At 63.1% G+C, this 13,810-nt stretch carries 12 protein-coding genes and 1 tRNA gene; 8 read left to right on the top strand and 5 right to left on the bottom strand.

All coding sequences use genetic code 11. The features are described from left to right. The first annotated feature begins 27 nt into the window (after window positions 1-27). The 5 genes from JC607_RS18885 to pgi all read left to right on the top strand — a co-directional run bounded on the left by JC607_RS18885 (window position 28) and on the right by pgi (window position 6,422). Window positions 28-1,464, top strand: coding sequence for an aldehyde dehydrogenase family protein (locus JC607_RS18885; RefSeq protein WP_198838443.1), 1,437 nt, complete (start codon window positions 28-30; stop codon window positions 1,462-1,464). A 149-nt stretch (window positions 1,465-1,613) separates the two neighbouring features. Further along, on the top strand, window positions 1,614-2,513 hold the full coding sequence (locus JC607_RS18880; protein ID WP_198838442.1) for an NAD(P)-dependent oxidoreductase: 900 nt from the start codon (window positions 1,614-1,616) through the stop codon (window positions 2,511-2,513). Between the two features lie 157 nt (window positions 2,514-2,670). Next, window positions 2,671-4,125 carry a glucose-6-phosphate dehydrogenase gene (gene zwf, locus JC607_RS18875; protein ID WP_198838441.1) on the top strand — a complete coding sequence of 485 codons (1,455 nt, stop codon included), beginning with the start codon at window positions 2,671-2,673 and terminating at the stop codon, window positions 4,123-4,125. After that, the gene (pgl, locus tag JC607_RS18870; protein WP_198838440.1) at window positions 4,122-4,793 is read left to right on the top strand and encodes a 6-phosphogluconolactonase; all 672 of its coding nucleotides are present in this window, start codon (window positions 4,122-4,124) and stop codon (window positions 4,791-4,793) included. The genes zwf and pgl overlap by 4 nt, the downstream gene beginning before the upstream one ends. 24 nt (window positions 4,794-4,817) lie before the next feature. Next, entirely contained in the window at window positions 4,818-6,422 is a 1,605-nt protein-coding gene (gene pgi, locus JC607_RS18865; RefSeq protein WP_198838439.1) for a glucose-6-phosphate isomerase, read from the top strand. A 66-nt stretch (window positions 6,423-6,488) separates the two neighbouring features. Here pgi and JC607_RS18860 read toward each other — a convergent pair whose 3' ends face one another. The 3 genes from JC607_RS18860 to JC607_RS18850 all read right to left on the bottom strand — a co-directional run bounded on the left by JC607_RS18860 (window position 6,489) and on the right by JC607_RS18850 (window position 8,524). Further along, complete coding sequence (locus tag JC607_RS18860) at window positions 6,489-6,842, bottom strand: RidA family protein (RefSeq protein WP_198838438.1); 354 nt, start codon at window positions 6,840-6,842, stop codon at window positions 6,489-6,491. A gap of 120 nt (window positions 6,843-6,962) precedes the next feature. Then, window positions 6,963-7,373, bottom strand: a complete 411-nt coding sequence (locus JC607_RS18855; protein WP_198838437.1) for a hypothetical protein — start codon at window positions 7,371-7,373, stop codon at window positions 6,963-6,965. Window positions 7,374-7,648: 275 nt separating this feature from the next. Continuing rightward, window positions 7,649-8,524: a hypothetical protein gene (locus JC607_RS18850; RefSeq protein WP_198838436.1), complete on the bottom strand. Its 876-nt coding sequence runs from the start codon at window positions 8,522-8,524 to the stop codon at window positions 7,649-7,651. 532 nt (window positions 8,525-9,056) lie between these two features. Between JC607_RS18850 and JC607_RS18845 the strand changes: the two genes are divergently transcribed. Further along, window positions 9,057-9,131: transfer RNA gene (locus JC607_RS18845), tRNA-Thr, on the top strand. Between the two features lie 1,006 nt (window positions 9,132-10,137). Here the strand turns inward: JC607_RS18845 and rsgA are convergent. After that, window positions 10,138-11,229: a ribosome small subunit-dependent GTPase A gene (rsgA, locus tag JC607_RS18840; RefSeq protein ID WP_198838435.1), complete on the bottom strand. Its 1,092-nt coding sequence runs from the start codon at window positions 11,227-11,229 to the stop codon at window positions 10,138-10,140. 220 nt (window positions 11,230-11,449) lie between these two features. On the opposite strand from rsgA, the gene JC607_RS18835 reads away from it, so the two are divergent. Continuing rightward, window positions 11,450-12,061 carry a hypothetical protein gene (locus tag JC607_RS18835; RefSeq protein ID WP_198838434.1) on the top strand — a complete coding sequence of 204 codons (612 nt, stop codon included), beginning with the start codon at window positions 11,450-11,452 and terminating at the stop codon, window positions 12,059-12,061. 120 nt (window positions 12,062-12,181) lie between these two features. Here JC607_RS18835 and JC607_RS18830 read toward each other — a convergent pair whose 3' ends face one another. Next, window positions 12,182-12,772, bottom strand: coding sequence for a hypothetical protein (locus JC607_RS18830; RefSeq protein ID WP_198838433.1), 591 nt, complete (start codon window positions 12,770-12,772; stop codon window positions 12,182-12,184). Window positions 12,773-13,483: 711 nt separating this feature from the next. On the opposite strand from JC607_RS18830, the gene JC607_RS18825 reads away from it, so the two are divergent. Then, a partial coding sequence (locus JC607_RS18825) for a hypothetical protein (protein WP_198838432.1) occupies window positions 13,484-13,810 on the top strand: 327 nt, incomplete at its 3' end.

Raw genomic sequence — 13,810 nt, 5'->3', positions numbered from 1 at the left:
CCGCCGTTGCAATGACAGGAGGATGATATGGCGATCTCAAAGCATCTGGGGCAATTCTATATCAATGGCGGCTGGGTTGATCCGCTGCCCGGGGCCACGAAAGCCGGGGTCGAGAACCCGGCAACCGAGGAAATCGTCGGCGAGATCGCGCTTGGCACCGAGGCGGATGCAGATCGGGCGATTCTGGCGGCGCGGGCGGCGTTTGATGCCTGGACGGTGGTGCCGGTGGCCGAGCGCATCGCGCTCGTGAAAAAGATCCTCGAGGTCTATAATGCGCGCTATGAGGACTTTGCCCAGGCGATGTCGACCGAGATGGGCGCGCCGATTGAATGGGCGCGCGGCGCGCAGGCCTGGGCGGGGCAGGTTCATATCGAATCGACCATCAAAGCCGCCGAAGAGATGGTCTGGGAATATATGCGCGGCGATACCCGCATCGTGATGGAGGGGATCGGCGTCTGCGCCCTGATCACGCCCTGGAACTGGCCGATGAACCAGATTGCCTGCAAGGTGGCGCCGGCGCTGATCGCAGGCTGCACCATGGTGCTGAAACCGTCGGAAATCGCGCCGCTTTCGGGGCTTTTATTCGCGGAAGTCTGCCATGAGGCCGGGGTGCCGGCGGGGGTCTTCAACCTGGTGAATGGCGTGGGGCCGGTCGTGGGCGCGCGGATGTCCTCGCATCCCGAGGTGGATATGGTGAGCTTCACCGGATCGACCCGGGCGGGCACCGCGATTGCCGCCGCTGCGGCGCCGACGGTCAAACGTGTCGCGCAGGAACTCGGTGGCAAAAGTCCGAATATCATCCTGCCTTCGGCCGATATCCATGAGGCGGTGAAGGCGGGCGTTGCGGGCTGTTTCGCCAATACCGGGCAAAGCTGCGATGCGCCGACGCGGATGTTCGTGCCGCGCGCCGCGACAGCAGCTGCCTATGCCGCCGCGAAAGAGGCCGCTGACGAAGTGGTGATCGGGGCGACGACCGATGCTGCGACCACGATGGGGCCGCTGATCTCGAAACTGCAATATGACAAGGTGCAGCGCCTGATCCAGGCCGGCATCGACGAGGGCGCGACGCTGATCAGCGGTGGGACCGGGCGGCCTCAGGGTGTCAATCGCGGCTGGTATGTACAGCCGACCATCTTCGGCGATGTCACCAATGAGATGACCATCTCGCGCGAAGAGATCTTCGGGCCGGTGCTGGCGATCCTGCCCTATGACAGTATCGACGATGCGGTCCGGATGGCGAATGACACGCCCTATGGCCTTGCCGCCTATATCGCCGGCCCCGTTGAAGAGGCCAAACCTATCGCGCGACGGCTGCGGGCCGGGACGGTGAACCTCAACTACCCGGACTGGGACACATTCGCGCCCTTCGGGGGCTATAAGCAATCCGGTAACGGGCGCGAATATGCCGATTGGGGCATCCATGATTTCTGTGAAATCAAGGGCGTGGTCGGCTGGGGCGCCTGAACGAGGCGTTGAACCCGCCCCCGGGAGAAACTCTTCCGGGGGCGCATAGCAGATGTGCAGCGGACAACCCTTGAATGTCCCGGGGCAGCGGGGTTGACTGGTCTGGCGGGGGGCGTTTCCCCCGCCTTTTATCATCCGGAGGAGCGGCCATGCGCTATGGCTATGTTGGTCTGGGCAATCTCGGCGGGCACCTGGCGGCAAGCCTGCTCAGGGCGGGGTTCGATGTCACGGTCTGGGATCGCGATCCGGCAGCCGTTGACCGGCTTTGCGGCAAAGGCGGCGACCGTGTCGGATCGCTTGAGGATCTCGCGCAACAGGTTGACCATGTTTTCACCTGTCTGCCCTCGCCCCAGGCCTCGGAAACCGTGCTGGCGCAGATGCTGCCTTTCATGAAGCCCGGATCGAGCTGGATCGAGAATTCAACGCTCGGGCGCGATGATGTGCTGCGGCTTGCGGGGCTTGCGCGCAGTGCGGGCGTGCGGATGATGGAGGCGCCGGTGACCGGCGGGGTCCATCTGGCCGCGAAAGGCGAGATCACCGTGCTGGCAGGCGGTGACCGCGATCTTTACGATCTGCATTTCCCGGCGCTTGAGGTGATCGGCGGCAAGATTTTCCATATGGGGCCGCTTGGCTCTGCGGCGGTGATCAAGGTGATCACCAATATGCTGGCCTTCATCCATCTCGTCGCCGATGGCGAGGCATTGATGCTCGCGAAACGCGGCGGGCTTGACCTGAAAACCGCCTGGGAAGCGATCGCGGCCTCATCGGGCAGCTCTTTCGTGCATGAGACCGAGGGCCAGCTGATCCTGAATGGCAGTTACGATGTCGGCTTCTCGATGGACCTGGCGCTGAAGGATCTGGGCTTTGCCATCGGATTTGGCCGCGAATTCGGCGTGCCGCTGGATCTGGCCTCGCAGGTCAACCAGACCTTCCTGCGCGGGCGTGCGGCCTTTGGTGGCCAGGCGCAATCGACCCAGATCGTGAAACTTCTGGAAGAACTGCTTGCCACGGATTTACGCGCCGAAGGTTTTCCGGACCGGCTGGAATGAGCGGCGGGCAAAGCCGGCATTTGCCAGAGCCCAATCCGGTGCTAGACATGGCATTGCGTGGCCGTTAGAAGGCTGGCATCGTATCGTTAGCGCTAACGGTCCTGCGAAGCCGTGATGGCAGCCGCACCGGGCCGTGATCAGAAAAGACAGGGATTCCATGGCTTCGCGCGTCATTCCGGTCGAGATTTTCGATCTTGTGATCTTCGGTGGTACGGGTGACCTTGCCCGCCGGAAGATCCTTCCTGGCCTTTATCTGCGCTGGCTGGCGGGGCAGATCCTGCCCGAGGCCCGCGTGATCGGTGCCGCGCGCGCCGATCTGACCGAGGCGGAGTTTCGCGATTTCGTCGCCGGCGCCATTGCCGAATTCGTCCCCGAAGCGAAACGCGACGAGGCGGCGATCAGGGGGTTTCTGGACCGGCTTGGCTATGTCGCGATCGATGCGACGGGCGAACGCGGCTGGAAGGATCTCAAGGCGCTGATCCGCCCCGATGTGGTTCAGGCCTTCTATTTCTCGGTGGCGCCCTCGCTCTTTGGCGCGATTGCCGAACGGCTGACCAGCAACGATATCGCGGGCCCCGATGCGCGGATCGTGGTGGAAAAACCCTTCGGCCGCGATCTGGCCTCGGCCAAAGCGCTGAACGCGGCGCTGGCCCGGCATTTCGAGGAACGCCAGATCTACCGGATCGACCATTATCTCGGCAAGGAAACCGTGCAGAATCTGATGGCGGTGCGCTTTGCCAATATCCTGTTCGAACCTCTGTGGAAGTCGGAATATGTCGACCATGTGCAGATCACGGTGGCGGAAACCGTCAGCGTGGACGGGCGCGGTGCCTATTACGACACATCCGGGGCGATGCGCGATATGGTGCAAAACCATATCATGCAGCTTCTGTGCCTGATCGCGATGGAGCCGCCCTATCATTTCGACCCCGATGCCGTGCGCGATGAAAAGCTCAAGGTGATCCGGGCGCTCGATCCCGTGCGCCCCGAAGATATCGTGCGCGGCCAGTATCTCGCCGGTGGCGGCGAGGCGGGCTATCTCGAACATGCCGAAAATCCGGCCTCCCGCACCGAAAGCTATATCGCGCTGAAGGTGAATATCTCGAACTGGCGCTGGAAGGGCACGCCCTTCTATCTGCGCACCGGCAAGCGGTTGCGCTCGCGCGAAAGCGAGATTGCGATCACCTTCAAGGAACCACCCCATTCGATTTTCGACGATCACGCCGGCTGGCGCGACAATGTGCTGGTGATCCGGCTGCAACCCGATGAGGGGATGAACCTCAAGGTGATGATCAAAGAGCCGGGGCCGGGTGGCATGCGCCTGACCCAGGTGCCGCTGGATATGTCTTTCGCCGAGGCGCTGAAAGACAGCCTGGAAGACGTGCCTGACGCCTATGAACGGCTGATCATGGATGTGATCCGTGGCAATCAGACTCTCTTCATGCGCGGCGATGAGGTCGAGGCGGCCTGGGCCTGGACCGACCCGATCATCCAGGACTGGGAGGCGCGCGGCGACCGGCCCCAGACCTATGATCCCGGCACCTCTGGTCCTGAGGATGCGCTGATGCTGATGCATCGGGACGGGCGGCGCTGGCGGGGGATGGGGGCATGAATTTCAACACCTATCCCGACCGCGATTTCCTGCATCTGCAACTCGCGGACCGCATTGCCTCGCAGCTTGGGGAATTCATCCGGCGCGATGGGCGCGCGACCTTTTCGGTGCCGGGCGGCACCACGCCGGGGCCGGTCTTTGACATCCTCTCGGGCGTCGATCTCGACTGGGGGCTGATCTCGGTCGTGCTGAATGACGAACGCTGGGTGCCGGAACATTCCGACCGCTCGAATACAAGGCTCCTGCGCGAGCGCCTGCTTCAGGGCCGCGCCGCCAATGCGAAACTGATCCCGCTTTACACCGCGACCGACACGCCGGAAGAGGGCATCCCCGCGCTGGAGGCCGGCCTCGCGCCGGCATTGCCGATCTCGGTGCTGCTTCTGGGCATGGGGGGCGATATGCATACCGCATCACTCTTCCCCGGTGCCGACCGTCTGGCAGAGGCTCTGGCCCCGGATGCGCCCTTGCTGATGCCGATGCGTTCGGATGCGGCGGTAGAACCCCGCGTGACCCTGACCGCGCCGGTCCTGCGCGCAGCCATGCATATCCATGTGCTGATCACCGGCGCGGCAAAGCGGGAAGCGATTGAAAAGGCGGCAGGACTGCCCGCAACCGAGGCGCCGATCCGGGCTGTTCTGGATCATGCCGAGGTGCATTGGGCCGAATGACGCAAAAGACCGGAAGGGCAGAAAATGGATAAGTGGCAGGCGCTGAAAGCGCATCATGCGAAAGTGGCAGAGCGCCGGATCCTCTCGTTGTTCAATGCGGATCCGGCGCGGGCGGCGGGCTTTTCTGCGAAGGCCGACGGGCTTTTGTTCGACTGGTCAAAGACCAATATCGACATTGAGGGCCGCGATCTTCTGCTGGCGCTGGCCACGGCGTCGGGGGTCGCGGACAAGCGCGCCGCGATGTTTTCCGGCAAGAAGATCAATGAGACCGAGGGCAGGGCGGTGCTGCATGTCGCCTTGCGTGCGGGCGAAGAGCACCGCATTCTGGTCGATGGCCAGGATGTGATCCCCGACATCACCGCGACCCGCAGGCGCATGGCGGCTTACGCGGAACAGGTCCGGTCGGGCGCATATCAGGGGCAGGGCGGCAGGATTACCGATGTCGTCAATATCGGCATCGGCGGCTCGGATCTTGGCCCGGCCATGGCGGCTCTGGCGCTGGCGCCCTATGCCGACGGGCCGCGCGCGCATTTCGTCTCGAATGTGGACGGCGCCCATATCCATGACACCCTGTCCGGGCTGAACCCGGAAACGACCCTGGTGATCGTCGCCTCCAAGACCTTTACCACCATCGAGACCATGACCAATGCGGATACTGCAAAGGCCTGGATGGGCCGCGTGGTCAAAGACCCGGCCGCGCAATTTGCCGCCGTTTCGACCGCTGGTGACAAAACCGCCGCTTATGGCATCGCACCTGAACGGGTGTTCGGTTTCGAGGACTGGGTCGGCGGGCGCTATTCGATGTGGGGGCCGATTGGCCTCGCATTGATGCTGGCGATCGGGCCTGAGGATTTCGACCGGTTCCTCGCCGGCGGCCGCGCGATGGACACGCATTTCCTTGAGGCGCCCTTCGCGCGGAACCTGCCGGTGCTCTTGGCGCTGGTGGGCATCTGGCATAACCAGCTTTGCGATTACGCCACCCGCGCCGTGCTGCCCTATGAACAGCGCCTGTCGCGGCTGCCGGCCTATCTCCAGCAGCTCGAGATGGAATCAAACGGCAAATCGGTGGCGCTGGATGGCGCCTCGCTCACCATCAATTCCGGCCCGGTGGTCTGGGGCGAGCCCGGCACCAATGGCCAGCACGCCTTTTACCAGCTGATCCACCAGGGCACCCGGGTGATCCCCTGCGAATTCCTCGTCGGCCGCCAGGGGCATGAACCCGATCTCGCGCATCAGCACCTCCTGCTGGTCGCCAATTGCCTTGCGCAATCCGAGGCGCTGCTGCGCGGCCGCTCGCTCGACGAGGCCCGCGCCATCATGGCGAAAAAGGGCCTCACCGGCGACGAACTGGAACGCCAGGCCCGCCACCGCGTCTTCCCCGGCAATCGCCCGACGACAACGCTCGCCTATGACCTGCTGACGCCCTTCGTCCTCGGCCAGATCATCGCGCTCTATGAGCACCGGGTCTTTGTCGAAGGCGTGATCCTCGGGATCAATTCCTATGACCAATGGGGGGTTGAGCTCGGCAAGGAACTGGCGCTCGCGCTGCAACCGGTGCTCGAAGGCAAAGAGGGCACCGAAAGCAAAGACGGCTCCACCGCACAGCTGGTGGCCTTTCTCAAAGCCTGATCATTTTCTGTCCCGAAATATCCTCGGGGGGTGAAGGGGGGCAGACAGCCCCCCTTCTTCTTTCGCTCACTTCAGCGCAGCGGTCACGATGACCTCGACGCGGTAATCCGGCGTCGCCAGCTTCGCCTCGCCGGTGGCGCGCGCCGGGGTATTGCCCTGCGGCACCCAGGTGTCCCAGACCGAATTCATCTCGGCGAAATCCGCCATATCGGCGAGCCAGATCTGGGTCGACAGGATGCGGGTCTTGTCGGTGCCGGCAGCCGCAAGGATCCGGTCCACTTCTGCAAGGCAGGTGCGGGTCTGATCCGCAACCGAGTCGCCGGGGTTCCCGACCTGACCCGCAAGCCAGATGATGCCATTGTAAGACACGCCCTCGGACATACGCGCGCCCACGCCATAGCGATTGATTTCCGAACTCATCTTGCACTCCCTGCTTTGGTCGGTTCCCTGCAAGGAATAGCGGTGCGGCGCGGGGAAGAAAAGCGCTCCTCAGGCGAATGCGGCGCGGCGCTTTAGTGCCGCCCGATCCGGGAGGGGCGGCTAAGGCGTGCGGCGGCACAGAAAGCTGTCGCCGCTGACCGGGGAAAACCAGGTCATGGTGCCATCGGGGTTCATCGCCAGCGAGAGCTGGTAATTATCCTCGAAAGTCAGGGTGAATGTATCGCCTTCGGGGGCGATATCGACGATGGGCATCGGCGCTTCACCGCTGTCATAATCGCTGCCGGTAAAGGTGAAAGTCCCGACCTCGCAATCCCAGACCCCTTCGAAAGGCCAGGGCGTGGCGGCAACCGATGATCCGGCTGTGATCACTGCGAGTGCCCAGAAGAGCGCCGCCCCGCCCAAAAGGCCCAGGATGCCAGAGCGGTAAGGCGAAGGGTCGCGGCAGTCACCTGAACCATCAAAGCCGGGATCAGGAATGCCAAAGCTGCAACCCTGGAGGCGGGTCGCCACCCAGGCCCCGGATCTCGCCCCGGATTGCCTCACTTGCCTCATCGCGCTCCACTTTCCCGCTGTCAGGGGCTGTAAATGTAAATCCGGCGCTCCCCCGGAGTAAAGGGGGCGCAATGTGTCAGATCTGGCGCTGCAGGTGTCACCCCGGTCAAGCCTGCCGCCGCCTCGCGCCATGGCACCGGCACCCGATTGCCGATCGCCCGCTTCGATCGGGCAAGAGATCGCCGGGCCTGGCCAGGTGCGTCCGCTCCGGTGCGTCCGCTCACGGGCTGAGCTCAGGGGCTGATCAGTGTGACGCCGGGCATGTTGCGGATCAGTTCGATATCTTCGAGATAGGTCCGGGTCAGCCGGTCAACGGTTTCCTGCGTCCAGCCGGGCAGGGCGAATTCCATGGTGATCCGCTCCGCCATCGCGAATTTGTCGAGAAAGGCCGAAACCACCCGGCGGCGCTGGCTGACCGAAGCCGGCGGGTGGCTTGCAAGGTAATTGCGCAGCCGCGTCAGACCGTCCCCGGCCATGATCAGCGACAAAAGCTCGTCAGTCTCCTCCAGCCGGGTGTCATCGCTGTAGCCGCCCACCGCCTGCAACACCTCCGGCCAGATCAGCGGCGTGTCTTCGTCGCACCAGATCGTCAGCGGCGCCCCGGAGTTTTCGGCCGTAATCTGGCTGACCACATCCGACCAGCGCAGCTGGCTGATATCGGTGCCCTCGATGAATTCCTCATAGCTGCGGCTGTTCCTTTGCTTCTCATAAAGCGCCGGCAGCCAGGTGGCGGGATTGCGGATCGCAAGAAAGAATTCGGCCTCGATATGGGGGAAGATCTGGGTAAAGGCCCGGATGCGTTCCCCGGCAAAACCATAGAGCCGGCCCCGCAGCGCCCATTGCGGAAAGGCAAGGAAACTGTCCCAGCTGAGGATCAGTCGCCCGGCGGTGTCATCATCCATGATCTGTTCGATCACCAGCGCCTGGGTCTCGACACTGGCCGGTGCGCCGCGCAGCTGGACCGCCGTATCGCGCAGGAGCCGCCGGTAGCGGGTCGGAGCCGGCACATGGATCCCCTGTTCTGCCAGAACCGACCGATTCTTCAGCAGGCAACGGATAAGCCGCTCCTCATCGGTGCAATGCGCACCCAGGTGGTAGACAATGCGCATGATTCGGATCGGGGCTCCCGCTGCCATCCTCGCCGCCCGCGCCAGTCGGACAGCCTGCTTTCTTCCCATATACAGCACGATAGCCTGTGGCAAATGCGTTTGTCTTAAGGCGTTTGTGAGAAGTTGCGGGAATGAGGGCCGGGGCCGGGCTTGGCCGATCCATCACCACATGCACCGCCAGCCAAAGCCCAAAACCCGGCCCGGACAGCCGGTACCGGGGCGCGCGCCACAGGCGGCCGCCACAGGGGGCTGCCACAGAGGGCCGCCACAGGGCCGACCGGGACAGCTGGCCTGGACAGCAGCAAGCCGGTCTTTGCACTGCCAGGATGCCGCCGCAGAGCGACCTGCCCGGACCGATTCTGGCCCATACCGCACCGGCGCGCCCCGCGCGGGCCGGTCCTTGCGACCAATCGGGGCTGCGGCGCCTCCGGCAAACCACTGCACGCCAGCCAGATCCGGCTTAAAGCACCGGTTCGCAGACAGCGCTCCGGCTTGCACCTGCGGGCGGGAGTTGCTACATCATCGCTCTGTGGCCCCTATAGCACAGCGGTAGTGCAGCGGTTTTGTAAACCGAAGGTCGGGAGTTCAAATCTCTCTGGGGGCACCATTTCACAATCCCTGACTGAAACATGGTGTAAAACCCTGAACCGACGGATCGCGTTCCGGGTCATGGCAGGTTCCGCCTTTCTCACCGGCGCTTAGGCCACTGCCTTTGCGGGGGCCTGAACCGGCAGGCTGGTGGCATTGCTGGCTTGCGGCTCGGGCGACGCGCCATCTCAATGGCTTCGCCCATCTCTGGCTTACCCTTTTGTACGGTCGACATTTCCGGCGCCTGTATTGGCAGAAGATCCGGCAGATCAGCCTGGCCCCTGGGGTTCCCGACGGGGTCGGAGACCTCTGCGATGTTCGGCAGGGCGGCATGTCAAAATCGGCATCGGTCCTCCCGGGATTGCGGCCAGTGGCGCGCCCACGGCCAGGTGGGCTAAATTAGGTGAGCGCCGGAATTCCGCTTTTCCCCGGCGGACTTGTCCCGCGCCTTCCGTGCTGGCTGTGCCGCAGTGGGGAAGCCGTGCGCTCTGGCATTGGCCGGGCGAGTGGAGGCCCTGGATCTTCGGTACGACCTGGCCTTGCGGTGGCAATCGCTCCATCATCGCCAGATAGCCGGGCCGATGCGGCGTGCCGGGCCTCGCGGTTCTTGGCCGGCTTTTTGCAGGGCTCTGGCGTTCTTGCGACGGGGGAGGATGGCAATAGCACCACCAGGGGCAATGACTTCATGGCATTTGCGGGCCTCGCAGGCACCATCAACGGCGCTGTCCCAGGCAGCGCGGATTTCGGGGGATTTCCGGGGATTTACTGCGGTGTCTTTGCAGATCCTGTGCCGGAGCCGGCGCCTGGAGCCGCCAGACGTGCGGCCATTCCACGCCCCTCCGCCTTCTGCCCTGATCCTTCCTCACCGGCTCGCCCGATCCGGTGGTGCGCGCCATCCCGATGTCGTCGCGAAGAAGGGAGAGGCCGCCCGATCCAGGAGAGGGGACGCGGCGCAGCGGCGGCGCAAGTGCCTGCATGGCTGCGCCACCCAGGGCGCCTGGGATCTGCGCCTGCCGGCAGGGTAGTCAGCGGCGCTTACCACCTGGACGCGCGGTTTTGTTGCCGCGCGGGCCGGTCAGAACCGGGGTATTCGAGAGGTTCTCTTCATGCAGCTTGCGCCAGCGATCCAGGCGGGCAGGGTCGAGCCTTCCGGCCTTGACGGCGGCCAGCACCGCGCAGCCCGGCTCATGGCCGTGGGTGCAGTCGCGAAAGCGGCATTCGGGGGTGAGTTCTGCGATTTCGGCAAACAGCTGATCCAGCCCGGTGGACAGATCGCTGACATAGAGCGACCGGATGCCGGGCGTATCGATCACCATCGCCCCGCCGGCAATCGCATGCAGCGAGCGCGAGGTCGTGGTGTGGCGCCCCTTTGCGTCATCCTCGCGGATGCTGCCCGTCAGCTGCGCATCCTCGCCGGTTTTTTCCGCAAGCGTATTCAGCAAGGACGACTTTCCCACCCCTGACGAACCGACTAGGGCCACCGTCTGACCGGCGCCAAGCCATGGCGCCAGCACCCGGGCCGCATCAGGCGATGTGGCATCCAGCCAGACCGCCTGCACTCCGCGCTGCAATGCGACAGCCTGATCGCGAAACGCGCCCGGATCCGCGATCTGATCGGCCTTGGACAGCACGATAACCGGCGTGGTTCCGGCCTCATTGGCGACGGCGAGATAGCGTTCCAGCCGCGCCGGGCTGAAATCATCATTGCAGGAGGTGACGATGAACAGCGTATCGACATTCGCGGCGATCAGCTGTGGCGCCCCGCCGCCATCGCTGCGCCTTTGCAGCAGGGTCTGCCGGTCGAGCCTGCGCACCAGCATCCTGGTTCCGGCCTCTGTCAGGATCCAGTCGCCCACTGCATAATCTGCGGTATTGGCGCGGGGCGGCAGGACAAGCCGGACCGGGCCTGCGACAGATTGCGCCGTCATCCTGGCGCGGTGGACGCTCGCCACTCGCACCGGCACCAGCCCTGCCTCCTCCTCGCCGAGCTGATCAGCAAAGAAGGCGGACCAGCCCAGAGCAGCCAATGCCGGATCGCTCAGAGCAGGGCCACTCAGGGCTGGGCCGATTTGGGCGGGCGGGATCTGATCGGAGACATGTTTCACACCTGCCTGCATGTCTGTCGCCCGGGACCAATGCAAGCCTGGCGTTGCAGAGCCGGCATGTTTTTTCCACCCGACCCGGCTCTGTCGGGTGTTTGCAGCACTTCGCCTGATCAGACGAGCCCACATGCCGGTGCGCCGCAGTCCGGGTGGACGCGGACCGCCTGAACGCGCTACACAGGCGTCTCGCGATGACATGGGGGTAGAGATCATGCTTTGGGATATCCGGGCACTTATGAAACCTGCCCTTTCGGTGATCGACCTGATCCCGAACATTCATCGCACGCCGGCACTGGCGATGCTGCGAAGGGCGGTGCTTGACGGGCGGCCCCTGTCAACGCGTCTCTCTGCGGATGACAAAGAGCTGGCCTTTCTCGATGCCCATGTTGCGATGACTTCGCCTGTCGGGGCAAAGGTTCTGAAAGCGCTTTATACCGGTGGCCATCTCAGGCTGAAGAAACCTGCGCAGAAATCGCTTCCGGCGCTGGACGCCTATATCGCGACCGAGGCCGCCTTTCGCACCGAGGTCGCGCGGATCATCGCCAGTGAAGATGCGAAACGGGATCGGCTGGCCGAGATCATCGCCAATCCGGATTGCGCGGATGAAAGCGAGCTGAATCCCTGGCTGATCGACCGCGTTATCTCGGCACATCTTGGGCATGGTGCAACCGGTGCCATGCTGATCGCCGGGCTGACCTGTGAGCGGGCGGAGCGCCTGTCCGCCAGTCCCGGGGACAGCCCGCATCGCGCCGCATCCGACATGATGTGCTGGTGGTTCGATCATGCGGGACAGCGACAGGGCGATGCCGGGCCTGGTCTTGCCGATAATCCGGAAGCCACTGGCTGACGCGGCGGGGCACAATCGGCTGACGTCTGGAATTGGCTGAGGCGGAGCTGTGCCGGGCCTGTGGCCGCAGCCCTATCCGTCTGGCCCTGGCAGGGCGCGAGGCCCTGGCCGGTGTTTCCCTCACGCGGGGACGCGCATGATCAGGGTGGAGTTCATCGGCGGCAGTTTTGCCATCTGGCTGCCGAGCATTTCGCGCCGCAGTCCGAGATGATCACGCGCAGGTCGCGGGCGGGTCTGCAGAGCGACCAGACTTTGCGCCGCATCAGCCACGCGGCTGGCGGTCACCGCTGTGTCGCCCCTTGCTCTGCGGCACTCCGGCAAATGTTCCGGCAGGACCTGGCAGGCTGAGGGCCAGACGCTCCTGCCGCAGGTGAGGGCGCAAAGCCCGAATCTGGTGTTCACCAGCCCTGACATGGGCGACCCTGAGAATGTCGCGCTGACCAATGGTCTGCAAACCCTGATCGAGCCTGTCAGGGGCATCGCACCGGTGCTTTCCGCCATCCGGTGCTCTTGTAACCAGCGCTCGCCAAACGCGCCGCAGCTCTTTGCTTCCCTGATACGGCGCTTTTCGCGCTGCTTCTCTTGAGCGGGCGACCGCCCTTCCAGAAAGGCACGCTGCGCATCGATCAGCTTCTCCCGCGCAAGCGCCAGAGATAGGTCGACCGCCCCATTTTCGCGGAGGTCCTTCATCCGGTCGCCGTAACGGAACATGGCCGATCCCGATGGCTGCACCACGACGTAAATACCGGCAAGGTTAGTAAATTTTAAGATTTACCCTTTGGTTTCATGGCTTTGGTGCCCATGTCGGTCAGCATTGGACCCTCCGAAATCGTTCAGAAAACGCGAGAGAGCCATAGAATATGCACCAGGGCAAAATCGACCTCTCTGCGCATAAAATTTCCATTTATTTTCAATGAATTAAGTCTGAATAAATACCGCCACAGGCTTTCTGAGCCGTGACGGTATCTGTATTCTGCCGATGCGACAAGCGTCGCCATACGGTCAATCCGGAGGCTTGCTCCGCTATGGACGGCGATAGATCTCTGTCATTTTATTTCGTTACTTCAATCGGTTATAAAGAGACTTGGCGCATGGTCGGCGGTGTTCGGATGGGTCAAAATCATTCCCACTCTATTGTCGTTAAGCAGCATAACATACTGTTTTCATTGTGAAAATAATAAATCTCATTGCGAAATACCGCTTGTAATACCGTCAAAAATCTACGGTGTTGATTTCGCAGGGAAATTTTTGGCGAAAAAACCTTCGACCTTTCGGCATCTATTGGTGGAGTGATCGGCGAAGCAGCCCCTTAACCGCCGCGCCCGACGCAAACAACTTCTCAAAATACCACTGTCACGACGATGATAACTTTATCTAGTGTCGACGAACAGGAGTTCTCCAATCGGTGGGATATAGACGGCGTTGAGCGATATCAAAAGTTTCATGGCGAGCGACGCCGGGGCATCAGCCCGGTACACGCAACGGCGCAAGCGGCGCGTCCGCATCAGTATCGACGACATCGAGCCCCAATCGAAGAAGATGTCGGCCGTGGATCGCACCGCCTTTCAGGCGGCGGTCGCCGAACAGCTTACCTCCGTCAAGCGCAGCACGTTTAGAGGAGACGTTGCGCTCAAGCTCGATCTCGCCACTGCCAGTAAATCTCCGCCGCACGCGCATACGATCGCCAAGAACCTTCTTGGACCTGTCCCGGTTCTGTTCCGGTCTTCTGAGAGCGATGCTCTCTTCAAA

This window comes from Paracoccus sp. IB05 (genome assembly GCF_016405985.1).
Classification (GTDB): Bacteria; Pseudomonadota; Alphaproteobacteria; order Rhodobacterales; family Rhodobacteraceae; genus Pseudogemmobacter.
Note: the sequence above shows the minus strand (reverse complement) of the source record. Positions and strands in the feature narration are given on the sequence as shown.